This window comes from Paenibacillus sp. D2_2, assembly GCF_031199965.1.
Classification (GTDB): Bacteria; Bacillota; Bacilli; order Paenibacillales; family Paenibacillaceae; genus Fontibacillus.
In genome coordinates this window covers 297,979-322,010 of record NZ_CP133605.1, presented here as the reverse complement: position 1 = coordinate 322,010, position 24,032 = coordinate 297,979, and the positions used below count along the sequence as shown (strand labels likewise).

24 protein-coding genes and 1 pseudogene are annotated in these 24,032 nt (G+C 45.5%); 2 read left to right on the top strand and 23 right to left on the bottom strand.

Annotation, left to right across the window (positions count from 1 at the left end):
• Positions 1 to 147: 147 nt before the first annotated feature.
• Positions 148 to 789: an HD domain-containing protein gene (locus RE628_RS01600; RefSeq protein ID WP_309157091.1), complete on the top strand. Its 642-nt coding sequence runs from the start codon at positions 148 to 150 to the stop codon at positions 787 to 789.
• 8 nt (positions 790 to 797) lie between these two features.
• Here RE628_RS01600 and RE628_RS01595 read toward each other — a convergent pair whose 3' ends face one another.
• The 12 genes from RE628_RS01595 to RE628_RS01540 form a co-directional block, all read right to left on the bottom strand.
• A complete protein-coding gene (locus tag RE628_RS01595) occupies positions 798 to 1,721 on the bottom strand; it encodes a bacteriophage abortive infection AbiH family protein (RefSeq protein WP_309157090.1) in 924 nt (307 codons plus the stop codon).
• Positions 1,722 to 1,807: 86 nt separating this feature from the next.
• Positions 1,808 to 2,644, bottom strand: coding sequence for a carbohydrate ABC transporter permease (locus tag RE628_RS01590; protein ID WP_309157089.1), 837 nt, complete (start codon positions 2,642 to 2,644; stop codon positions 1,808 to 1,810).
• Complete coding sequence (locus RE628_RS01585) at positions 2,644 to 3,477, bottom strand: carbohydrate ABC transporter permease (RefSeq protein ID WP_309159330.1); 834 nt, start codon at positions 3,475 to 3,477, stop codon at positions 2,644 to 2,646. Before RE628_RS01585 ends, RE628_RS01590 begins: the two co-directional genes overlap by 1 nt.
• Positions 3,478 to 3,635: 158 nt before the next feature.
• Positions 3,636 to 4,916, bottom strand: a complete 1,281-nt coding sequence (locus RE628_RS01580; RefSeq protein WP_309157088.1) for an extracellular solute-binding protein — start codon at positions 4,914 to 4,916, stop codon at positions 3,636 to 3,638.
• A gap of 190 nt (positions 4,917 to 5,106) precedes the next feature.
• Positions 5,107 to 6,660, bottom strand: coding sequence for a response regulator (locus RE628_RS01575; protein ID WP_309157087.1), 1,554 nt, complete (start codon positions 6,658 to 6,660; stop codon positions 5,107 to 5,109).
• The gene (locus tag RE628_RS01570; RefSeq protein WP_309157086.1) at positions 6,657 to 7,691 is read right to left on the bottom strand and encodes a sensor histidine kinase; all 1,035 of its coding nucleotides are present in this window, start codon (positions 7,689 to 7,691) and stop codon (positions 6,657 to 6,659) included. Before RE628_RS01570 ends, RE628_RS01575 begins: the two co-directional genes overlap by 4 nt.
• Positions 7,664 to 8,401 (bottom strand): hypothetical protein, encoded by a 738-nt coding sequence (locus RE628_RS01565; protein ID WP_309157085.1) that lies wholly within the window; start codon positions 8,399 to 8,401, stop codon positions 7,664 to 7,666. Before RE628_RS01565 ends, RE628_RS01570 begins: the two co-directional genes overlap by 28 nt.
• A 106-nt stretch (positions 8,402 to 8,507) precedes the next feature.
• Positions 8,508 to 8,816, bottom strand: a complete 309-nt coding sequence (locus RE628_RS01560; RefSeq protein WP_309157084.1) for a hypothetical protein — start codon at positions 8,814 to 8,816, stop codon at positions 8,508 to 8,510.
• Positions 8,816 to 9,658 (bottom strand): TolB-like translocation protein, encoded by an 843-nt coding sequence (locus RE628_RS01555; protein WP_309157083.1) that lies wholly within the window; start codon positions 9,656 to 9,658, stop codon positions 8,816 to 8,818. The genes RE628_RS01560 and RE628_RS01555 overlap by 1 nt, the downstream gene beginning before the upstream one ends.
• Before the next feature lie 260 nt (positions 9,659 to 9,918).
• Positions 9,919 to 10,380 carry a hypothetical protein gene (locus RE628_RS01550; RefSeq protein WP_309157082.1) on the bottom strand — a complete coding sequence of 154 codons (462 nt, stop codon included), beginning with the start codon at positions 10,378 to 10,380 and terminating at the stop codon, positions 9,919 to 9,921.
• A 3-nt stretch (positions 10,381 to 10,383) separates the two neighbouring features.
• A complete protein-coding gene (locus RE628_RS01545) occupies positions 10,384 to 10,686 on the bottom strand; it encodes a sigma factor-like helix-turn-helix DNA-binding protein (RefSeq protein WP_309159329.1) in 303 nt (100 codons plus the stop codon).
• Positions 10,569 to 10,883, bottom strand: a complete 315-nt coding sequence (locus RE628_RS01540) for an RNA polymerase sigma factor (protein ID WP_309157081.1) — start codon at positions 10,881 to 10,883, stop codon at positions 10,569 to 10,571. The genes RE628_RS01545 and RE628_RS01540 overlap by 118 nt, the downstream gene beginning before the upstream one ends.
• Positions 10,884 to 11,044: 161 nt before the next feature.
• Here RE628_RS01540 and RE628_RS01535 point away from each other — a divergent pair, with 161 nt between their 5' ends.
• Positions 11,045 to 13,372, top strand: coding sequence for a helix-turn-helix domain-containing protein (locus RE628_RS01535; RefSeq protein ID WP_309157080.1), 2,328 nt, complete (start codon positions 11,045 to 11,047; stop codon positions 13,370 to 13,372).
• Between the two features lie 98 nt (positions 13,373 to 13,470).
• Here the strand turns inward: RE628_RS01535 and RE628_RS01530 are convergent, their stop codons facing one another.
• The 11 genes and pseudogenes from RE628_RS01530 to RE628_RS01480 form a co-directional block, all read right to left on the bottom strand.
• On the bottom strand, positions 13,471 to 15,036 hold the full coding sequence (locus tag RE628_RS01530; protein WP_309157079.1) for a hypothetical protein: 1,566 nt from the start codon (positions 15,034 to 15,036) through the stop codon (positions 13,471 to 13,473).
• A gap of 33 nt (positions 15,037 to 15,069) precedes the next feature.
• Positions 15,070 to 16,713: an extracellular solute-binding protein gene (locus RE628_RS01525; RefSeq protein WP_309157078.1), complete on the bottom strand. Its 1,644-nt coding sequence runs from the start codon at positions 16,711 to 16,713 to the stop codon at positions 15,070 to 15,072.
• Between the two features lie 33 nt (positions 16,714 to 16,746).
• Entirely contained in the window at positions 16,747 to 17,646 is a 900-nt protein-coding gene (locus RE628_RS01520; protein WP_309157077.1) for a carbohydrate ABC transporter permease, read from the bottom strand.
• Positions 17,647 to 17,661: 15 nt separating this feature from the next.
• A complete protein-coding gene (locus tag RE628_RS01515; protein ID WP_309159328.1) occupies positions 17,662 to 18,624 on the bottom strand; it encodes an ABC transporter permease in 963 nt (320 codons plus the stop codon).
• A gap of 560 nt (positions 18,625 to 19,184) precedes the next feature.
• Positions 19,185 to 20,033: a DUF6544 family protein gene (locus RE628_RS01510; protein WP_309157076.1), complete on the bottom strand. Its 849-nt coding sequence runs from the start codon at positions 20,031 to 20,033 to the stop codon at positions 19,185 to 19,187.
• Positions 20,034 to 20,055: 22 nt separating this feature from the next.
• The gene (locus RE628_RS01505; protein WP_309159327.1) at positions 20,056 to 20,496 is read right to left on the bottom strand and encodes a MarR family winged helix-turn-helix transcriptional regulator; all 441 of its coding nucleotides are present in this window, start codon (positions 20,494 to 20,496) and stop codon (positions 20,056 to 20,058) included.
• Positions 20,497 to 20,595: 99 nt separating this feature from the next.
• Entirely contained in the window at positions 20,596 to 21,501 is a 906-nt protein-coding gene (locus RE628_RS01500; protein WP_309157075.1) for a helix-turn-helix domain-containing protein, read from the bottom strand.
• A gap of 154 nt (positions 21,502 to 21,655) precedes the next feature.
• Entirely contained in the window at positions 21,656 to 22,015 is a 360-nt protein-coding gene (locus RE628_RS01495; RefSeq protein ID WP_309157074.1) for a hypothetical protein, read from the bottom strand.
• A complete protein-coding gene (locus tag RE628_RS01490) occupies positions 22,012 to 22,383 on the bottom strand; it encodes an alpha/beta fold hydrolase (protein ID WP_309157073.1) in 372 nt (123 codons plus the stop codon). Before RE628_RS01490 ends, RE628_RS01495 begins: the two co-directional genes overlap by 4 nt.
• The gene (locus RE628_RS01485; protein WP_309157072.1) at positions 22,323 to 22,616 is read right to left on the bottom strand and encodes a hypothetical protein; all 294 of its coding nucleotides are present in this window, start codon (positions 22,614 to 22,616) and stop codon (positions 22,323 to 22,325) included. The genes RE628_RS01490 and RE628_RS01485 overlap by 61 nt, the downstream gene beginning before the upstream one ends.
• A gap of 212 nt (positions 22,617 to 22,828) precedes the next feature.
• Positions 22,829 to 23,840, bottom strand: a pseudogene (locus RE628_RS01480) (SPFH domain-containing protein).
• Between the last annotated feature and the right edge of the window lie 192 nt (positions 23,841 to 24,032).

The window sequence follows — 24,032 nt, the reverse complement described above, 5'->3', positions numbered from 1 at the left end:
GAAGCAACACCGCTGACTAAAGCGGCCTGCTCCTTTACATTTAGAAAATACTATCTATAAACTTCTATTTCAAGTTAACGATCCATTAACAAACCAGATATATACTGTACGTACAGCACACTATTCGAAGAAAGGAATGCAAAATATATGGGAATCCATACGTACTTCCAATCGCTAACGGATTTAGAGCGGATCATTCGCTGCCCGGGAAGATTCAAATTTCAAGAGCATAGCGTCTCGGCCCATTCCTGGAAGGTCGTTCAGTATGCCAAGACATTGGCGGATATTGAAGAGAGCAACGGGGTCACAGTGGACTGGAAGAAGCTATATGAAATAACTAGCAGTCATGATTATGGGGAAATATTTATCGGGGACATCAAGACGCCCGTGAAACACTATTCGCTAGAGCTTCGGGCCATGCTGCAACAGGTTGAAGAAGGAATGGTCGCTCATTTCATTGACGAGCATATTCCTGAGGAGTTTCAACATATCTTTCGTAGACAACTGCGCGAAGGCAAAGACGATTCCGTAGAAGGGCAAATCCTTGAGGTTGCCGATAAAATGGATCAGATCTATGAAGCCTTCTCAGAGCTGCAGCGCGGAAATACGGAGAAAGAATTTGTTACGATGTACCGTAGCGCGCTAATCAAAATTAAAAAGATCAAGCTACATTGCGTCGATTATTTTCTTAACGATATTTTGCCCGATTTGGTTCGCGAGGGATCACAATCTCCTGTCGATATTGAACAGATTACGAATGAAGCGCTGGCATCTGTCTCCTGCCCTTAATGGACCACTCATGATATATGATAAGTATCGAATGTCCCTTCGAAACCACAGGATTTAATCACTTTTGTATATTCGGTACGTTTTGAAATATCATCGTAATCATTTAAATACCATGTCACATGAGCGGTGGGTAATTTGCTGCAAATCTCCATAATGTATACTTCATCAATTTTGGAAAATGAGAATCCGAAGGAGTATATTTTATCAACCGATTTTGCAATGTTATTAAAAAAGTCCTGTTTTCCTTGAATAGCAGCCTCTGTATTCTTTCTAAGTTGATTTAGCATCGTTTGTCTTAGATCTTCAGAGCCCATATGTCGCTTCATATACTCTTCCGTATAATCATTCTCGTTACCATGGCCGAACAACAATTTTCCGCCTTGCTCGCCATGGATATGGCAAATATTTTTGGCTTGGTACAGTAGTTCTAATGTTCTCGTATAGTTAAAAGTCAAGAATAAGTCATTATCCTGATCTATTAGTTTCATAAAGTCACTTTTGGGAGACCTACTATAGATATCAATCTTTCCAACCCATTCGGAGAAATAATCTTTAATCTCTAATATGGCTCCAACGAGGTTAACCGTTAAATCCTGATGACTATAAACTCTATCCCCGCCGTTATCATCGTCGTCTTCAATTCGGTTATTAAGATATTCATCCAGATCCAGAAAACCAAGCAATGTCTCCAGATCACTCCACCTGTCGCCATGCGGCTCAACATCGGATATGACCTCTAATAACAAACCTACGACATCAAAATCATCGTAATTCTCGCTGCCATCAGGCATTAACTTAGCATCAGGTATGACATAGCTGGAGAAGGAAGCATCCGGGTAAGTATCTTTCAGATACTGGTGAAAATCTTCGTACGATGTTTTCATTCCGTGAGCAAGATCAAATCCGTTGCCTATAATGAACAAATTACTCATACCCATCCCCCTTCCTCTCCAACAGTAATATCCCACACTTATTCCATCGTTAACAGATTTAGCGCGAATCATTCCTCTACTTCGGATTACTTCACGGCTCCTTCTGCAATTCCCTTAATAATATATTTCTGGGCGACCGCATAGAAAATCACGACAGGGATAATGGTCAAGGTCAGACCGGCCATCGCCTGATTCCATACGATGGTGAACTCACCGAAGAAATAGAACGTCGACAGTTGGATTGTTCGTAACCCTTTGTCAGAGAGAGTCAATGATGGAAGCAGGTAGTCATTCCATGTACTGATGACATCCAATATCGCTACCGTAATGGTAATCGTCTTCAGCATCGGGAACACAATTCTCCAGAACACCCCGAACTTACTGCATCCGTCTAACGTCGCTGCTTCCTCAAGTGCAATCGGGATCGACTTGATGAACCCGTGATACAGAAACACAGCAATACTGGCATGGAAGCCAATATTCATAAAGATCAAGCCGCCATGCGTATTCAGCATCGGGATATGAAGATACGTACGGATCCAGTCCATAACTTGCATGAGCGGCATCATCAGTGTCTGAAAAGGAATTAGCATCGTAGAAATAAAAGCCATGAACATAAATTGACTCAGCTTGTTATTCGTTCTAACGAGCATCCACGCTGTCATGGAGGATAATACAATGACAAAAATAACGGTAACTACGGTGACAAATGTAGAGTTCCCCAAGACAGTTAAGAAGTTCATCTTCTTCATCGCCGCTTCAAAATATTGAAAGCTGAAAGACTGCGGCAATGTCAGGGCATTATCGTACAATTCCGCCCTCGTCTTGAAAGAGTTGACGATCATAATATAAATTGGTGATAAGAACATTAATGCAAGAAGTGCCAGCATAATGGAAGAAATCGCTCTGCCTGTTCGTCTCATTACATCTGCACCTCCTTCTTCTTCGTAATGATCACCTGTGTCAACGTTACAAGAGCTACGACAAGGAAGAACAGAATCGCTTTGGCCTGGCCAAGCCCGTATCGGCCATAACCGAATATTTCATTGAAGATGTTCATCGCAAACATTTCTGTGGAGTGAACCGGCCCACCATTCGTTAATGACAGGTTTACATCGTAAATTTTAAACGCACCCGACAATGTCATGAAGAAGCAGATTGTGAAGGACGGCATTAGCAATGGGAAAGTAATCTTAGTCAATCTGTGCCACAAATTCGCTCCATCCACCTTGGCCGCCTCCAGCAGTTCATCCGGAATCCCCTGTATACCCGCAATATAGATAATCATCGTATATCCGGCCATCTGCCAGGTAAATACAATCACGAGAGCGTATAGAGCAAAATCCGGATTGATGAGCCAGTTGAAGAAGATTCCCTCCATCCCAGTCTTGCTGCCAAGAAACTTGAATGCATCCGTAAAAATAAACTTCCAAATGTAACCCAGAATTAAGCCGCCAATCAGGTTCGGCATAAAGAAGAAAGTCCGGGCAAGCTTACTCGTACGCAGTCCATTCGTTACAAACAGCGAAAATACTAAGCCTAACGTGTTAACGCAAATAAGAGCTAGTAATGTAAATTTGAGTGTATGGCCCGCGGAAGAGAAGAACCGCTGATCGTGAAAAATAGCCGTGTAATTATCTAGACCGACAAAAACCTTAGGGTTCGCCGGAATACCGTCCCAGCTAATAAATGAATAAGCGATACCTATAATAAATGGAATGATTACGACGGTTGTAAAAATAATGAACAAAGGCATCGTAAACAATCCGAACCACAGATTGTCTTTTCTTTTCAATTAATACACTCCCTCTCCAGTACGATTTAAGGATGAAGCGGGGAGAATAAAACACAAAAGCCTAACACTAGGAAATATAGGCTAGGCTTTAGTGTTGTATCCTGGATGTTCAAATTCTGTTATTTAACAGCTTTGGCCCATGCAGCATCGAGATTCTGCAAAAACTGCTCGCTCGTCTGATTAGGGTCGAGGAAGAATTCAGAGGTTGCTGGTGCCAAGTCATTTACAATACTGCCTTGCGGGAAGTAATTCATTGCCCACGGAATCGTATTGCCGCTCTTCGTTGCCTCGAATACAGCCTGTGACAACGGGTCCAAAGAGTCAGCATCGATATTGGTCATAGCTGGAATAAATTTAAATTCATTAACGATCGTGTTCTTGCCTGTCTCACTGTTGTACATCCAATCCAGGAATGCATTAGCAGCCTTGATCTCATCAGCGCTTGCTCCATTGTTGATGACCCAGCCACTTGGAATGTCAACGGAGAGCTTCTTGTTGCCTGCAATCGGCAATGCCATCATTCCGACATCGAGGCCGTCATAATCAGCCAGCATGCCGTAACTCCAGTTACCTTGGTGCACCATCGCTGTCTTGCCTGTTGCCAGGTCTCCCATTTGCGTATCATAGGTTACTTCCATCGGATTCACTGAATATTCCTTGATCGCTTCCATGAACTTGGCGAACTCTTGGAACTCCTTCGTGTCGGCCATCTTCACTTCGCCTTTGTTCAGCTTATCAATGAAATCTTGCGGATCTGCTTGCAGTGCGAATGGAGTATTCAGAATATGCCCGATCAGGAAATATGCCTCCTGAGAAAGGCTCAAGCCGTTAATTCCTTCAGCCTTCAGGTTTTGCAACGTCTTCGTAAAGGAATCGAGGTCCGTTACGTCCTTCGGATCGACCAGGCTCTTGTTATAGACCAGACCAAATCCTTCAACGCCTACTGGAACACCAACCACTTTACCGTCTGATTCCAGTGCCATATTTGGAGCGATGTTCTTCACATAGCTCTCATTGCTCATGTCATAGTAGTATGATTTGAATTTCTCTGCTTCCGCCCCGCTTGCTACAGTAAAGATTGTAGGACCTTCCTTGGCTGCCAGCTTAGCTTGCAGCTGCGTAATGTAGGCATCGCCAGCGGAGCCCCATACTTCGATTTCATTTCCGGTTTCTTCTTTGTATTTATTCGCTAACCCTTCCAATGCTTCAGCGATTTCTACTTTACTTTGGAAAAGCGAGATTTTAGGCAGTTTTTCCGAAGTTCCGGCATCCCCTTTTCCAGAAGAATTGGAACCTGTATTCGCCGCGGAATTATTGCTTGTCTTGCCGCCGCAAGCTACGAGAGAAATGATCAATGCAGCCATTACGAGTAACCCCAAAGCTTTTCTAGTCTTTCTCATATACTTTCGCCCCGTTAGATAAATTGTGCTAACTGTAGCAATAGTGAGAATCATCGGCCTGAAATGACAACGGTTTCAGACTATTGCTCTCTAACTGCTTATGCCTCAATTATATTTCGAACCCTATCGCATCAAATAGGTGATATCTTCGCCTGAATAGGTAAAATATGAATCTAATCCAGTAGACGGATTATAGGTCCTGCTGCTTCCGATATTGCGTAGGAGATTGGCCAACATGCTTCCTGAACACCTTGCCAAAATAATTATCATCCTCGTATCCTACGATTCGAGATATCTCGACAATGCTAATATCCGAATAGCTAAGCAGAGACTTCGCCTTATCCATCCGCAACCCGGTGAGATAATTCATGATCGTCGTATCATAAGTTTCCTTGAACTTCTTGGCAATATATTGAGGACTAAAGTAGAACCTGTCCGCCAGAGAAGTCAGACTAATATCTTCACCAATATTGGATTCAATATAGTGCCGGATCGCATCTATGCTCCGAAGCGAAGATAAGTTATCCCCCTCCGACTCAATCATTAACCAGAAAAGATGTGTCAGAGCTTTTTCCCATTCCACCAGATCACTGATCCATAACGATAGCGGTTCAATATGCAGTTCCTGATCTAACTGACGGGAGACGCGCATAATTAGTAAATTGACTTCGATCGTATAATGTTGAAGCTCCTTTAATGACAAATAACCTAGGTCCCTCAATTCCTGTACAAAGGAACGAATCAATTCCTCCAAATATTCTTTATCTTGTTTTTTTAGAGCTTCGAGCACTAATAATTCTTTATCCATGAAAGTAGGAATCTTCGGCAGATCGACAATAATTTGCTGATCGCCTAGAATATTGGACTTCAGAATCTCCGTCTTCGCTTCTTTTACACCAGCCAGGATGTCCGTATAGCTGTACTTTTTCCTTTGGAACCCTGAGAGCGTCTCAATTCTGATCGTGTTCAACCAGGACCCCGCCAGCTTCTTACGGTAATGTTCCATCTCCGCTACCGACACATCCCCCACGGTCAAGAGACAGAGGAAGGCGTCCAAGCGGAAGACATAGTAGTGCGTTAGCGGCCTAAGAATATCTCTTATAATGTTCCTGACGGAGAATTGGAATAACGCCTCATCCCCCATAAAATTGTGATCGACCACCACAGCCCCGTTCCGCGGCAAGAACAAGAGGACGTAAAAGTGGTCTAAAGGAAAACCTGCCTCCGTCAGCAGTTGACGAACACCTTCATGGTTCGTAACCTCACTCTGCAGATACGTCACCATTTTCTGTTCGCTCAGCAGCGTATTCGCCTCATGAACCTGATGGTTCTTTCTCAGCGCCTCGCTCTCATTCTGCTTGGTTTCCTCGATCGATTTGACGGCTCTGGATATGGTCTTATCCAGGTCATCTATTTTGAATGGCTTCAGCAAATAATCAAACCCGTTCGCCAGTAAGGTAGCTCTGGTATACCGAAATTCCTGATAACCACTTAATACAATGACTTTAGAATCCCAGCCTTCTTCCCGAAGAACCTCCAGAAAGGCGATCCCGTCCATCCGAGGCATGCTCATATCGCAAATAATTAGCTCCGGGGCTTCTCGCCGAACAATCTCCAGTGCCTCGGCCCCATCCCCGGCCATATAAATTTCGGTTATATCGTATTTCGACCAATTGATAGATAGTTCAACACTTTCTCTAACATGCTGTTCATCATCCACGATCAATACTTTCATCATCATCATGCTCCTTTTTGCGGGCAATATGGGATTTCCAAAGTTACGATAGTCCTTACAAATGGCTCACTCTCAATGGTCCAGGCAAAGCCTTCGCTAAAATATAATTGCAGACGTTTGAATACGTTGATCAGACCAATCCGCGTGCGAGGTTCACGATCGATCATCGACTCCCCGTACAGATTGCGTATTTCCCGAATCGTCTCCTCAGTGAAGCCGCGTCCGTCATCGATCACACGGATTAGCAATTTCTCAGCAGCTTCAATTTCAAGGTTAATCTCACCGATACCCTCCCCCTTCTCGATCCCATGGACGATGCTGTTCTCAATCAGTGGCTGCAAGACCATTTTCGGAATAAGGACATCAAGGGCCTCTTCGGCACATTTCTGGGTAAATTGAATTCGGTTCTGAAACCGCCCGAGCTGCAAGGAGATATAATGATTCAAGTGATCGAGCTCGTCCTGCAATCTAACCTCTTCCGTATCGATATCCATGCTGTAACGGAACATCGCTCCGAGCTCAGCCAGTTTATCGCTGACTTCCGGTACATTCTTCTTGATCGCGAGCGAGCCGATCGACTGCAGTGTATTAAACAGAAAATGAGGATTAATCTGGGCCTGTAGCATTTTCAAGCGAGCCGTCGAGACCTCTAACTGATAGCGGTATTGCTGGTTCCATAGAATATCTAGCTGCTTGGTCATATCCTGGAACTTGTCCTCCAGAACACCAAGCTCATCGGAGCTTGTAGGCTCAATTTGAATATCGAAGTTACCCATCCGAATATTTTTGATATGTCTAAGAATCCGCTTGACTCGGAACAAAATGAAGTACGATATAACCCCTGCCATAATCGTAATAAAAACGGTTACAATCAATTGGATCGTAAATGATTTATTCAGCGCCTGCTTCCCCGCTTGGTCAATGACCGATTGGGGAATGAATTTGACCAAGGTAATCGGAAGGTTGTAGGCATCATCTCTGTAGTAAATATAGATTCCTTTAGAATCGTTGATCAGCCCTTTGATGGCCCCTGACTCCACGCGTAGCCGATCGATCCAATCTGTTCCGGTATCGGACCGGGTGTTGCGAATAGAAGCTGCAGATTGTCCTGCAAGAAAATATATGTCCGGCTGTCTTCTTCCGTCGTCGCTAATGGATTAATCAATTGCTTCAATGCGGTGTCTCTGACGATCAACGTCGTCATGCCGAGCAGTTCCTGGTTCGACGTATCTATTAAGTCCTTATTAATCCGCAGTCTTCGCTCACCATTATATTGCACGACCGAATACTCCTGATGAAATGAATCTTCGTTGCCTCCTATTCCATCCAGCGTATAATCGGGCATCGGTATGCGTTCATTCAGATCAGACTTGATCGTGAACTGCTTGTTGGTCAGAGCGCTCTTGTAAATAATCGATCTGACTTCCTGATAGCTGGCATAATTCGATTCAATTTTTTGCTTAATATATACAGATTCTGCTGGTGTCTGCAACTCTTCCTTGGACAAGAGCCTCATTAATTGAGGATCTCCATAATAGGTATAGGGGAGGGCCGAAACGTCGTGAATATACTTCGTGATGCTCGACATCTTAATGGCCATCGAACTCTGGTTAAGCTGCACCAATTGCTCTTTCACCGAGCGCCCAATAATTTGATAAGACAAATAGTTGGATATCAAAAGAGGAACCGTGGTCGTTATCAGCATACTTAGCAGGATTTTGGCAAACAAACTTCGCTTCATCAGGAACATCGTAACCCTCTCCTAGCTTCTATGTTGAATTCATGTCGATACTATCTTCTATTCTAAACAAAAAAGATTCCTCCGTAACGGAAGAATCTCCCATATTGTACATCAGTTATTCTTTGTAATCAAAAAACACATCGCGCCCGTTCCATTCCACATAGAAACTAAGATTGTTTCCCTTCCATAAGCGAGTATTTATAGTCTGATAATTTTCCAGCCCCTGCAGTTTGGCTGACAGATAAACTGGAGAGGAGTCTGTAGCCGTTAGTGGTAGCACTGCAACGTCATAATTGTCTTCGCCTAGTGTAACATCGATCGCAGCCCACTGCTTAGCTTCATCGATAATCATCATCGAGGACTCAGCCACTCCATCAAGAATGCCTAATGAATGGAACACTCCCTTATCCCAATCATAACGCATCAGGTGCATCCGATGGAGATCACCCTGCTGCTGCTTAACCAGGAACCAGATCTGTCGACCGCTATCCGACTCACGGTAGACGATATTTCCATATCCGACATTCGTCCAACCACTGTCAACCGGGACTTGATCGGGCGGAAGATCAATTGATCACGCTGATCATCCACTGTCGTCACAAATTCATCATTCCATGCCGTAATGTGGATGCTATCGGTCCCCTCCATGTTGTCGATTAAATACCCGTCACTTCCTCTTGAGAGTGTGAACTGATAAGTCTCCACCGCATAGTACGAATCGAAATAGGAATAATCTATTTTTGCAGTCACCGTCGTCTTACCGTCCGCTTCAGCCTTTGTATTCACGATTGTATAGCTAACCTGACGCGGAGATGTCCCTTTCAAATAACCGGGATCATAACTGAAATACTCATGAGCATGTCGTTCATCTCGATAAATGAGCGCCTCTATTGCCTGGCCCACTACCTCTTCCGGCTTTGCTTCCTGCTCCGCCAGTGTATACCGAACAAGCTGCCTCCATACCGCATTGGTCTGTGTCACCTGATACATGGCTACACTCTGGCCATCGGTGCTCCAAGCGAGACCTTCCAGGTTATATGAAGGCTGAAGCGCCCCTTCCTTCGGCTGACCATTCTCCCAGGCATCCATAGGGCGGTTACGCGTAATCTTCTGCTCCGTCTGACGATCCAAATCGGCGATCCAGGCATCCTCAAGCTTCAGGTCATCGCCATCCTTCCGCACATAGAGCACATACTTGCCATCCGGGGAGATCTCTGGTGAATATCCATCACCCCAAAGCTTCTCTGTGCCGGATTTCAGATCCAACGTGTAAATCCGTTCCTGCTTCGCATACAGAATCTGTTTTCCATTCGAATAATAGGAGGGAGAACTGCCCTTGGCCAGATATCGCTGCTCACCGGATGAGAGCTGTGTCTCCCAGACTGTATCCGTGGCCGGATCATGCCGTACATAAGCGAGCTGCTTCCCGTCATGCGACCAAGCCGGCTGACTCAGCGGAACAGGAGCTTCTACAGCCAGCTTCGTCTGCCTCGTATCTGCATCCCAGATATGAAGCTTGCGATCCTCTACATAAGCGAGCTGCTTTCCGTCCGGAGAGAGCGCAATAGCCGAGACATCCCCGTCACGATCTGTTCATACGTAAGTCCTTGCTGACGATAGACACCCTGCTTAGGCACGGCGTAATAAGCCGTGTCCTGACCCATCGCCACAGCTACACTCGTCTCCTGTCCGAGCTGCTGTACCGTATTGAACTGTAGCTTCAGCTTCAAATCTGCGGCGTTAACGCGCGGCACGGTCTGGCCGGGGAGTAGATTCCAGAGCAGCACAACTGTAGCAACCACCGCTGCTGCAGCGCCCCAAGCTAAGTATTTCCGCTTCCATTTGTCTTGCGAACGCCTCGGCTTCGGATACTTCTGCCCTTCCTCAATGAGGGTACTCCGCAACTCGGCCTTGAACATCTCGTCGACTTTCAATCGCTCGTGAACCTTTCTCAAGTCATCCACCCACTTCGGATTCTGTTCAGACATGAATCATCCCTCCTCCAGACAGCGATCAATGTCAACCGCAAGTTTCTTCCGTATCCGGTGCATGCGCGTACGCAGCCACCCTTCCGTCTTGTCCAGCATCCGACTCATCTCCTGATAGGCAAAGCCAATCATATACTTCAGATGCACCATCTCCCGATCACCCTGCTCCAACTGGATCAGTGCTTCCTCTAGGCATTCGTTCTGAACTGACGTCTCCTTGAACATCTCCTTAATATGTTCGTAGCCGCTTCGTTCCAGATCAACGCCGTAAGTCGCCTCCTTCTTGCGACGATAATGATCGACAATCCGATTATGTGCGATCGCAAATAACCAGGCCCGGTCATATTCCGGGATCGTCCCCCGTTCTTACAGCTGTACTCCAGCACTTTGCGGAAAATATCGCTAACCAGATCGTCTGCATCCCAACGATTGCCGACCCGGAACAGGACATATCGATACAAATCGTCAAAATAACGATCATATATTTCCAAAAATGCGTCCACTCTCTCACTCCCTCTCGCTCTTCATGGGATGTAACGATGAAGACCTCGTATTTGTATCATACATGTACAAAAAATATTTGTAGATCCTTTGAAAACGCTTTAATTACATGTTACGCTTAAAAATAAGTACATGGTTATTATTACCACAAGGGAGTGAGCCATTGTTCGCATCGTACAAGCCAAGACTCAAAAAGAAAAATAGCGTCTATGCCATCTTTCTTTTGTCTTATATTGCAATTCTGATCCTGACGCTGTCCAGCGCATTCATCTATTATGCAGAGATTAACCAGCGAATTACGAAGCAAACCGAGCTCTCCACCGTGACTCTGTTGAATCAAATGAAGATCAGAATTGAAGATGATCTATTCTATATTAAAGAGCTGAGCAATGAAATTGTATTTAATAAAAAATTAGATCTGGCAGCCAAGGGTGCGACCGACAGCAATACCGAGCTAATGAAGGATATGGCGAGCAAACGTAAGCCCCGTGAGCTCCTGTTCGACTACTTTGTCTACATGAGTGCTAGAGATGAGATTATTACGCCCAATATACAAATGGATGCCGAGAAGTTTTTTCATCTTATGTATGAGTTTACGGATTTGGATTACGCTACCTTTGCCGAGGAATACTTGCACGGTAATCATTTTCAGGAATACATGCCGATTCAGAAAATGAATCAATACGAGAGCAACACCATTGAAGTGCTGCCTTATATTCAGTCATTTCCGATGACGACGAGCTCTAGACCGTCAGGACAAGTCATATTTCTCATCGATGCCCATAATATGTTCACCCTCGTGAATCAAATGCATCAAGTAACGAACTCAGACATTTATATACTGGACGAAAATAACCGCATAATCATCAGTTCTGACAACGCACCGGCACTCGATATGCAGAAAGTGGACCTAACAGTTAACGGCTCGAACACGCGTCATGAAATTATAAACAAGGTCGTGTCGGACAAAAACGGCTGGATCTATATTTCTTCGACGCCGAAAAGTCTTTACTTTCAAGAAAACACGAAGTACTTTATGAATTTTATCATCATATTTCTAGTTTACCTGGTCGGAGGACTATTCATCGTTCGCTTCCTGGCCAGACGCAGCTATAAACCACTAAAAGAAATCAACGATTTGATAAAATCCCATGCAAAAACACCTGCCGATAGCCAGAATGAATATGAGAATATTAAAAATACACTCCTTAGTCAAATCAAGAACGGCAAAGAGCTGAATGAGGTTATTGAGAAGCAAGTCCCCATCGTTCGGCGTGATTATTTACTCAACTTGATCCGGGGAATGATGGCGGATTACGATAAGGCGGCGCTGCAGCTTTCCTCGATTGGCATTCATTTTACCAGTGATACGTTTCTGATCGGAGCACTGGAGATCGATATGGACAGTTCGTTCTTTATGGACCATGCCAACTTATCCGAGAAGAGCCTGTCCCTTACACGTGTCGTCGTGGAAAATGTCGGCTGCGAGCTGATGAGCGAATATTTCATTTGTTATTTTCTCGATGCGGGCCGCAATCAATCGATCTATCTGCTGAATCCGCAGGAGGATTCAGATCCTGCTGAAGCCATCAAGATGGCCAAGCAGCAAGCAGATGCCCTTATCCAATTTGCGTCCAGACATTATCGGTTAAATCTGAATTTCGGCATCAGTAACCCACATTCAGAACTCATCAACCTGCAAAATTGCTATGACGAAGCAAAGAAGGCAATGGAATATAGTAGACTGCGGGATGTGGATGAATCCGTTTGCTTCGGTGATTTAGGTGACCTGCATTTCGACTACTATTATTCAATGGAAACAGAGTACCAACTCGCTGATTTGCTGAAAAGAGGACAATATGTAGGAGCCAAGGAATTCCTAAATACAATCTTTGAGATCAATACGTCCAAAAATATCGGTGTCGGTGCAGCCAAATTGCTGCTCTACGAGATAGCCTCCACCCTGCTGAAGGTGATGAATTTCTTCCTGTTGTCCCGGAACGAGGAGCCCGTGTCCAATAAGCAGATCGTTGAGCAAATGATCCAAAATTCCTCCATCGATGTGGCAAGGCGACGGTTTATCGACATGATCGATAAAATCGCCGAGCTATCGGAAAATCGAGTGATCAGCAAAACAGAAAAACTCGTCAACCGAATCGCAGATTATATCGATGAGAACGCTGGCGAGCACTGGCTCGATTTGAATCAATTGTCGCAGAAATTCGAAGTGACGCCGCAGTATATTTCTAATGTGTTTAAAAAATATAAGCACGAAAACGTCAAGGATTATATCGCCAAGCACAAGCTGGGCAAAGCAAAAATACTGCTCGTCTCCACCAATTTCCCCGTACGCGAGATCGCCCTGCAATTAGGCTATGCGAACGAGGTCGGCATCACCCGCCTATTCAAGAAATATGAGGGCATGACGCCGGGAGATTATCGGCAGAAATGCAGGAATGATGCGAACGAAGCTTACCGTAAGGAACCATAAGGGGGCACACAGACAACAGGACCTCAAACTCCACATTTCCGTGGAATTGAGGTCCTGTTTTGCTATATTTCGATTCTCGCGATACCGCCTTCTTATCGTTACTCTCGGATCGTGATGTTGGATATTACGGCATTCTCCCCCTGACTAACCGTCTCGATCCCATCTGTAAAGTGACAGTCCTGAACTATATTCGGACGCCTCGAACGTACACTTCGCTGCGTAAAAATAAGCTTATCCGCAGAACAGCCGCGGATTTGTACGCCGTCTGCGTTGATCAACATTGTGCCGCATTGAGGGTAGTTCAGCGTCTTCACAACATGTACGTCCTCCAGCGTTAGGTCGGACACTTTCGCATGTGCGATCATCCAGCAGCCGGAATGGCGTTTAACCGCGATTCTTCTAGCGCTCTCTCCCCATGGCGAACCACTGTTGGCAAAAGAGATCAGGCCTGAGTTTCCGATATACGTCAAATCATGCTCGAACTGGCCGTGAGTTACGAAAGCACCATGATAATCTCCATCTCCATGACAGTTTTCAACCATGCAGTACGCGCTCCCGGTAAAGTCGTTAAGATGGCGTGCGTTACTGGTCGTACAATCACGTACCTTTCCATATAGACAATGAATTTGCTGCGTCAAGTACCCGGTACCACCTACGACGACTTCAACAGGATTCGTAAGTGAACATCGCTCGGTCACATAATGCGTATTGTGCCTCCTCATAATGACTGGCCAATAAGTATGATAAGCCTGAAGCCCCGAAGCGTTGCACTCCACCGCATATTCAAGCGCAAGTGGCTGTGCTCCCCGCTCTTCGCCACCATCATTGCCCCAGAATACCATATTGCGCACATTCACCCGCCGCACAGGCTCTACCTTCTGATAAGTAAGAACGCGCCCTTGCTCAAGCTCCCAACCCATTTTGTAGTTAAACCGCACATGTGTCGCGTCGAGAATCTCCGTCACCATCAGCAGCTTGTCGATCTCTTTCTCTTCCCTGCCCGTTAACCGGTTCACAGACACGACCCACCAGTCATACAGTTGAAAAGCGCCGCTATCCTTAACCTCGAACATATCCTCTAATTCTTTTAAGGGAGCTGTCAGCGTTAACTGCTGTATGTCTTCCGTGAGTGTGCCACTGAAGTGCATTACAGCCCCGAACGGATCATTGTGTTGCGCCTGCTGAATACCGTCTGCGGTAACCGTACAGTTATGGAAGTCCAAATCCAGTTCGCTTCTGTAAAACTTGTGACGCTGCTTAAAGCGTAAATCCGTATAGGCATCAATACGCTTGATCGCTGGATCGTTAACCATAGCTTCGAGCGCCTCGTCAGCAGGGTGCTCGGAGCCAAAGATACCGAAATAACGGAAGTCGCCTATCCCGTTATGAAGCAGCAGCCACCGGCCGGGAGGGGGCTGGGCGCTTACCTGTCCGGGAAGCATTCCAGCTACCTCCTGCCCGCAAAGTTCTGTCCTGTCAACACTCAGCGCAGGCGCAATGATAGTTCCTCCGTTATGACTGTACGTACAATCCGGTTGCCATAGCAATTGCATAACGATGTCTCCCGGGTGATCGTAACCAAGCAGGATGGCGGCATCACCAGCCTGGAGCTCCCCCGCTGGCAATGCCATCAAATCCCTGATCGAATGGATGTGATAGATCACTAGTCCCCTCCGTTCGCTCGGTGGAACACAAATTTATTTAATCGCTTCGTTCCATCTTTGTAGTGCTGCCGTCTTAATTTCTATCAGCTCTGGAAGCCCGATTTTATCTAGCGTTGCAAGATAGTTGTTGAAGTTATCCAGGCTTTCCTCGCCAATAATGAACTTCGTGGTCATCATGTTAACATAGGTGAAGAGGTCATTCTCGATTACGTTCCCTCTCTCCGACTCTTTCGCCGTAAAGCGGGCGTTAACCGGATACGCATCTCTATAATAAGGCACCTGTTTCTCGTTCACTTGATTGACCTTGTTTTCCATCAAAGGATAATTTGCAGGGATGGCAGGGAACTCTAACAATCCTGGCAACCCCATATTCACAGAAACTGACTTATTAATGTCGGCAAATCCGGTGGTCGGCTCAATCCATTCATAATGCGTTTTGCTATCGTCTGTATATTTCCACTGCTCTTCCTCGTAACCGAGGAAGACCGTATTACCATAAAATCCGTCAACCGCATTTTCCTCTGTAGCATAGAACATATCCAGCAATCGCATCGCCGCTTCTGGATATTTGCATTTATTTGTAATTATACCTCTGCTGGTATACAGATAATCCGGGGTCTTAACAACTCGCTTATCATTTGTCGGTGAAGTGAGCGGAACTAGGCTAAGCTGCTCCGTCTTGGTCGTCTCCGGATCGAGCAGGGTCGGAGAACCGTTATATACGCCAACCAATCCACCCTTTATTTTAGCTTGCCACTGCTGAGACGTCTGGGTGGAGAACTCTCGATCAATCAAGCCCTCCTTATATAGCTTGTTAGTGTAGGCCAGGGCCTCTTTATACTCAGGCATCGCTGGAACGTAGACTACTTCACCAGCATCGTTCACATCGAAGCCGATGCCGCCAGTCATCCCGGTAAACGCAGGGATCAGCAGATTTTGAAATGCAGTTAAACCAACGCCCGAGAACGGAATTTCATCATTCGGGTCTCCATTGCCATTGGCATCCTTCTCTTTAAATGCCTTCAGCATCTCATATAGCTCATCAGTCGTAGTCGGAGGGGTCTCGATCCCAACATTCTTCATCCATTGAGAATCGAAGAAGCCGAGATGCCCTTGCGTAGTTGCCGTCTTGAAATAGTAAGGCAGGCCGTAGATTTTCCCATCCATCGAGGTGACAGAGGCTTTAACGACTGGTTTCTTGTCGAGCAGTGCCTTAAAGTTCGGTGCGTACTTATCGATCAGATCGGTCAGATCAAGGAAAATTCCTTGAGGACCATAAGTCTCCTCATCGATCTTCTCCCCGCCTCTCAGGATGATATCAGGATATTCCCCACCAACGAGAGCGATATTCTTCTTCTCATTAAAGGTATCTTCCTCCGCCAGCTCGAATTTCAGTTCTATATTCGTCTTCTCTGCCAAACGTTTGAATATCTCCAGTTCGCTCCAGTCGGTACCACCAGGGTCCTTCATGCCCAACACTGTCAATGTAATTTTTTCCTTCGTAATCGGGTATACACCAACTGGATTCAAGTAATCCGGTCCTGCGTCCGTCCCTTCCTTGTTATTCGAGGCTGAGGGATTGTCTTTAGTCGAAGTCGAGCAGCCCATCAGTGAGGCCAACACCAGAATTGTGACCATGAACAATGCGAAGCTTCTTACTTTTACCCCTTTTTTCATCCTTTGCTCCTCCTCTTATTAATGGTTATATAATCAGCCTTTAACCGATCCGAGTGTGACTCCCTTGACGAAATATTTCTGTACAAAAGGATACATCGCCATAACCGGTAAAGACGCAACCACGATCAGTGCATACTTGATTTGCTCTGCCGTTCGCAGCTCTTCCTTCAGCAGCCCCGCCGTATCCCCACCCTGTTGCAGGAGATTCGCGTTGAATTGACTCTTCAGCAAGGTTTCGCGCAGTACAATCTGCAGCGGCTTCCATTGCTCATCCCGAATGTAAATCAGGGCGGTGAAATAGCTGTTCCAATGGGCGACAGCGCCGAACAGTGCCATGACGGCCACAATCGCCGTAGATAGCGGAAGCACGACCTGCAGGAACAGACGTAAGTTGGAGCAGCCGTCAATCTGCGCCGCTTCCTGAATCTCTGTCGGTATCGTCGTCTGGAAGAAGGTCCTCGTAATAATAATGTTGGTCATCGATGTGGCCCCCAGAATGACCATTACCCAGGGCGAATTGTATAACCCTACACTCTTCACCGTCATAAACGTCGGAATGAGGCCCCCAGAAAAGAACATCGTGATGAGGAACATAATCGTGAAGAATTTATTCCCTACAAAATCTCTGCGTGACAGCGCGTATCCCGCCAGCACAGTCACGACAACATTGACCGCCGTCCCGCCAACCGTGTAAAGGATCGTGTTGAGGTACCCTCTTAAAATACTGTTATCATTAAAGATGCTCGTATAACCGATAAAGGATATGTCTTTGGGCAACAGCAGCATTTTGCCGGAGTTCACCAGGTCCGGGTTGCTAATGGAAGCACTTACAATAAACCATAACGGATACATGGTAAGCAGCAGGATTACAACCAGGATCGTGATATTGACCATGTTGAACAGCTTATCCGAATTCGTCTCTTTCACTTGCATGGAATCATCCCTACCTCACCACAATGATGTCTCGCCAACTTTGCGCGAAATTTTGTTAACCATAATAAGCAAGATCAGATTAATGATATTGTTAAACAAGCCGACCGCGGATGACAAACTGTACTGTGCCTTCTGTATCCCCAGCTTGTACACATAGGTGGAAATAACCTCTGAGCTACCGATGTTAATATCCTTCTGCATCAGCAATACTTTCTCGAAGCTGAGGTTCATAATTCCGCCGACACTAATGATCAGCATGATAATAATAGTCGGCATGATCGCCGGAAGATTAATATGAATAATCCGCTGTAAGCGGGACGCACCGTCAATCGTTGCCGCTTCATGCAATTCGGGTGATACACCTGCTAGCGCTGCGAAATAGATGATCGAGCCGTACCCGGTGGTTTGCCACACACCTGACCACACATACATATGATCGAATAATGCTTCCTTTTGCAAAAATAACACTGGTTCCATCCCGAACAGCCCTGTCAATTGGTTAACCAGTCCTGAGTTGGAGAAGAATAGGTCGATCATGCCTACCAGAACAACCATGGAAATAAAGTAGGGCATATAGGTAACATTCTGTACCAGCTTCTTGAACCGGGTGTTCCGGACTTCATTGATCATCAGCGCCAATATAATCGGAGCCGGGAAACTGACGAGCAAATAATAGAAGGAGATCCGGATCGTATTCCAGAAAATCTCGCTGAACCGTACCGAACTGAAGAAAGTAATAAAATGCTTAAATAACGGATCGGCCCACGGGCTGCCACCAAAGCCCTTCGTAGCAATAAAATCCTTAAAAGCGATCTGTACACCGTACATCGGAACATAAGCAAAAATAAAAAAGTATAAGAATGCCGGCAGAATAAATAAGTATAGGGCCTTATTACGTCTCACCATCAACCATTTATAATTTTTCCCCGTCGCCGTTCTTGCAGGAGCACGCTGCTGCTTCTTCACATTCGCAAACATCAAGAATTGTCCCCCTCCTGTTGTTTATGTATAAGGCCGCTATCCGTGAGATAACTTGCCCTAATCATAAGGGCCCCGTGGAACCCGTAAATTGCCACTATTTAACCCCAACGCTCAAAATTTAAAATATTAAAAAATGAAAGTTTAGCTTAAATGATGATCGTTTACGAACGGGGGCACTCTGCATATAATGTCGCTATTTTCGCTCATACAAGAGAGTATCATCAAATGGGAATCTCATCTCGTCTTCTCAAAAAGAAAAACCAATCGCTCTGGATTGGATTGGTCTGGTTTTGTACAATGCCCACATAGTTTGGGACATTTTTTATGGAGCTCAAACTCTAACGGACATAGTGGACGCTTAAACGGGTATTTTCGACCATTGGGATTTCTAACGGACATAGATGAAGCATATTTAGTGAAAATACTCATTTGGGCGTGGTTTTCAGCATTTAAGCATCTGTAGTGTCCGTTAGAATTTGAAAACGGCTGTTTTTCACGAATAAGAGTCCGTGGTGTCCGTTAGATTTGGCATAAACAGAGTTCAGGTGCTTAATTCCTTAATTCGCAGCATACTCAATCATAAAGTCATCACTATCAAAATAAACAAGATCTCCTTGCTCGTAATTCCATACGGCCTGTAAATGAGTCGGCTGCTGGATACCACTGATCGTCTTGTAATCTTTGAATATAGCCGACCAGGTCACTTGTTGAATGGTCCCATCGGAAGATATGACTGACCTGTCCTCTGTCGTAAAGGCTAGAAGCTGCCCGTTCTCGCTGAAGGTAAATATCCCACTGGCCGTTATACCTTTATAAGTTATTGTCGCTTTGGCATGGGTATCATCCACGGCTTCCCATGTAATGTAGTGCTGTAAGGCAGCATTTGGAACTACCAGGGATTCTGAGAGAAAGGTGACGAGACAAGCTCGATTCATATCCTCTCCTGTCTGATTAAAGAGGGGAATGACTTTGCCGAGAACTCCTTTCATGCCACCATGACCATCAACAAAAGAATCAAACCCTTCGAATGGAATCCCATACATAGAGGTATCAATGTAAGCGAGTCTTACAGGCTCGCTTACGAAATTGTACTGCGTGTAATCGATTTTGATAGATGGCTTATCCGGAGACATGATGAAATCGACATTTTTGAACGCGGCTTTCATGTAGGATATTTTCGGAGTACCGATATATCCACTATATTCGAAATATTTTCTAACAGGCTCCGGTAATTCCTTAATATCGTCCATTGTAAAAATACCATCAGAAGCTAAAATAGCTGGAGAAGCAGCGATCTGCTCTGCAACTGTCCGCTCGAATTTTGTTCTAGTGCCGGAATAAGATATGTTTAAGAATATAATGATCCCTGCTAATATTACTGCGAGAATCACAACGACCGTCCACATGAGTCTCTTACCCCCTGTCCTTCTATTCAAGCGCATTCTCCATTTTATTCACATTGTCGGCCAGTTTCATCATTCCTTCGTACAGCCCATCCGTCAGCTTGTCATCAAAGGCGTCGAACAGGTTGGCCATGAACTCGTTCTCCTTGCCACTTCTATTCTGGAAATAAGCGATACATCTTGAAGTAAGGTGGATTCTAACGATTCTTGCATCCTGCTCATCCTTCGTTAGCGATATGAACCCCTGCTTCTCAAGCAAGGCCGCCATCTTCTTAACATTTTGCCGGGAGTTTCCAGTCACCTTAGCCACTTCGCTTATGGTTGGAGTCGGTTGCTCCAGCTTCGAAATCACTGCGATGAAAAGCCACTGCTTCAACGTAATATGGTCATCCAGCTTGTCTCCTAGAACCTGCAGCCGATTAGCCAAGGTAAGAATACCACCAAAAATATATGCTTGTTTCTCCATATCGGTCAACGCAAATCACTCCAATACAAAATAAAGTAACTAGTTACATATATAATACGTAACCAGTTACCATTTGTCAAATGACGACCTTTCACACCCTTAAACTAATTTCTTCACTGGACGAAGAACTGCATATCCGTAACCTTCCGCGAAATGCCGCTGGTAATCCTGCTTGATGTCCTCATCCCATTCGTAACCCATGCTTGTCGGATCAAAATTCCATGCCTTCTGTTCCACCATCTCCATTACCGTACCGTTTTCCTTCAAATAATCAAAGGGTGGATAATAGAACACCAAATATTCCGACTCAGGAATCTCCCTGCACTCCATTCCATCAGGAACCTCACCCTGATAGTCTGCCGGAACTGGAATACCGTATAAATATCCTTTTAGCCCCTTATCGTAAAACCAGCCAGCCATCTGCACCAGATGCCCTGGGAGCACCTGATGGGACATACTCTCCAAAACCCCGCAGATATCATCACAACTATGGCCGTTTTCCCAAAATTGTCCGTAATTCTGAGAGGAAATGTCCCATATCCCAATGAACTTATGTGCCTGAATAAATTCCTTACGAACCTCCACCTGCTGCATTTGACCCTGATCCATCTGATCCCGCTCCTTCATGAAATAATGATAAGGCGAGAATACCTCCACACGCATAGCCAATGGAATTGGCTTCGGTGCTCTGCGGTAAACGTAAGGGGTGACGCCAAAGGCTCTTACAAATGCTCTCGTAAATGCCTCTTGCGAGGAAAATCCATACTTGATAGCGATATCCAACACCCGTTCATCCGTATCACGAAGCTCCAAGGCCGCACGGCTGACCTTCCGCGTCCATATATAGTCCCGCAAAGTCGTACCTGTTATGGCATTAAACTGCCGAGAGCAATAATAGGGCGAATAACCGAGTTGCTTGGACATATTCAATAGCGATGGATCTTCCGTAAGATGACGCTCTACCCAATCCACCATAAGCTGCACCGTCTCATTCCATTCGTACATGGAAGTATGCCTCCCTTCACGTTTGATAATATCAGAGCGCATCTTCCGTGATTTGACCTGAGTTGCAATGCTGCGCGGATCAAAGTACATTGCTTCACAGGGAAAATATATAGGCTAGTAATCCATCTAAATCATCCCATACTCAACTATAAAATCAGTTCCCGTAAAGTCCTTCTATGTATTTCGTGCTCTCTTCCGCAATGAGCTCGGGTTCATAATCATGTACATAATGACCACATTCAAGAATCATATACTGACCATGAGTTGACGATTTCGCATAGCTGATTAATTGTTCCTTCCAATCGGCTAACGGGATCTCTGTTCCATCTGATATGAAGAAATACATCGGCACTTCGGGAATACCGGCCTCCGCTACCTTCTTAGCATTATCTGCGATCATCTTCACCTCTTCATTCATATTGGAGGTTTGCGTCTTTCGATAGAAGATCGCCCGATATACGCTCTTCTCCTGCTCGGTTAGAAGATTCTCCTGAATCGCAGCTGAGGAATTCACAATCCCGGGAAGAAACGAGTAACTCCGATCCGGGCTCCAAAGCCAGTGAGTCCCATCATAAATTTAGACGGCAGAGGATATTTCTCATAGGCCTCCGGTATTGCAGGGTCCAGTCCGATAATAGAAATAACTTCATCCGGGTATTTCTGCGCCCAATACAGAGCTTCAATCCCGGACATGGAATGTGGAAACAGAATATATGGCCCCTGCTCGCCTGCCAAGCTCAGAGCACTTCTTGTCTCCTCCAAAATCGTATCGATATCTCGGGATATCGTTGCTGTGTCGCTATAGCCATAGCCCGCTTTCTCTACAACGACGATTCTATAACGATCTGATAGCCTGGAATACAAGCCCTTGAAATCAAGCATTGGCGAAGCTGTCCCGCCCCAGACATGAAGACCAGCGTCCTTGGACCGCTCCCCTCAGCATACACATGCATCTGGTGATCTTTCACATTCACCATTGTTCCTGGCGGAGTTATCAGGCCCGCCTCTCTATTCAATTGAATCCGATGATTAATGAAGCTGACTGCGATAACTAGCAGCAAAATACTTATGATGGTGACGAACACCCAGCTAATCCTCTTCAGAACTTGTCCCATTCGACCTCCGGAAAACACTATTTTGATGCTATTAATATAAACATACCTTCTATGTTACTCTGCTTCAAGAAAAGTAAGGGACGAGCAGTTGTCTTTAAATATAGAGTCATCAGAAATTCCTCTTACGTCTATCACACAAACAGAAAGACAAGGTGCATTTTATACACCCTGTCTTTTTCTAAATTAGCTTACTTATGGAGAGAACCACACCGTCAACCCAGCTTCTGACCACAATTCGGCAGAAATTAGCCCCTTCGTTCTTCGCGCCGCAGTTCGGACAGAAGTTCGGTTTGGCGCCGCCTTCAGACACCGGAGGAGTTGCAGGCTGCTGTGGCTGATTTCCGGACGCTGCCGGCTGTGAATTCGCATTCTGATTCGTACCTTGATTCATATTCTTCATCATTTCATTCGCCATGTTCATTCCCATCATCATTCCGGCCATATCCGAAGCAGCTCCGCCGCCATGTAAGTTACCGGAGGCCATAGCATCTGTGATACTGACCTGCTGGTATTTCTGCAGGTTGCCGATCATCTCATAGGATGCATTCTTCGTAATCATATCCTGAATTTCTTGCGGGTAGTTGAAGCTCATGATCTGGAAGCCTGTGATCGTCATACCGCTCGCCAGGACCTCCATATCCAGATCCTCACGAACCCCTTTAGCAATATCGCCCGCGTTGGCCTGAAGATTGAACATGTCCTTGCCTTCTTTACTGATCCACTTCATTAACAGCTGATCCAGTACGGAAGTGATGCGAATTTTCACATCATCAACAAGGTAGCTCTCTTCATCCCGGCGATCTTATCGATCAGCGTCACATAATCATTCACCTTGAAATTAAACGTACCGTTCGCACGAATCGGCATGCCGCCTGGAAGCTGCGGAGTTGGGATTAGAATCGGATTCTGCGTCCCCCATCTTACGGTGAACTCCTTGGTGTTCACGAAGAGGACTTCTACCCTCATACCACTGTTGAAGCCGAATTTGAAGCCCTTCAGTGTAGACAAGAATGGAATGATCTCAGATTCAATGTTGTATTCCCCGTCTTCCTGAAAAATCCCCTCGATCTTGCCGCTATTCATAAAGATAGCATCCTGACCAGCACGAATAATCAGTTTACTGCCTTTCTTGATCTCCCGATTGTTCCACTTCCAGAAGATCATATCATCTCGGAACTCTTCCCATTCCACAACGTTAGCAAATTGATTCTTAAAAAATTCCATATAAATCCCCTCCGAAATCTTTTATAATCTTGTTCAAAAGTACGGCTTTCAGCACCGAGAAGGTTGGATGAAGCTAGGGCCTGAGGAGCGGAGCGTACGTTTTGGGTACGTGAGCACCGGAAGGCCCGGCTGAATTCAAGATTCGATGTCGAATAAGCTCTCAGTGTTACTTCGTGATCAAAGGCGGACTTT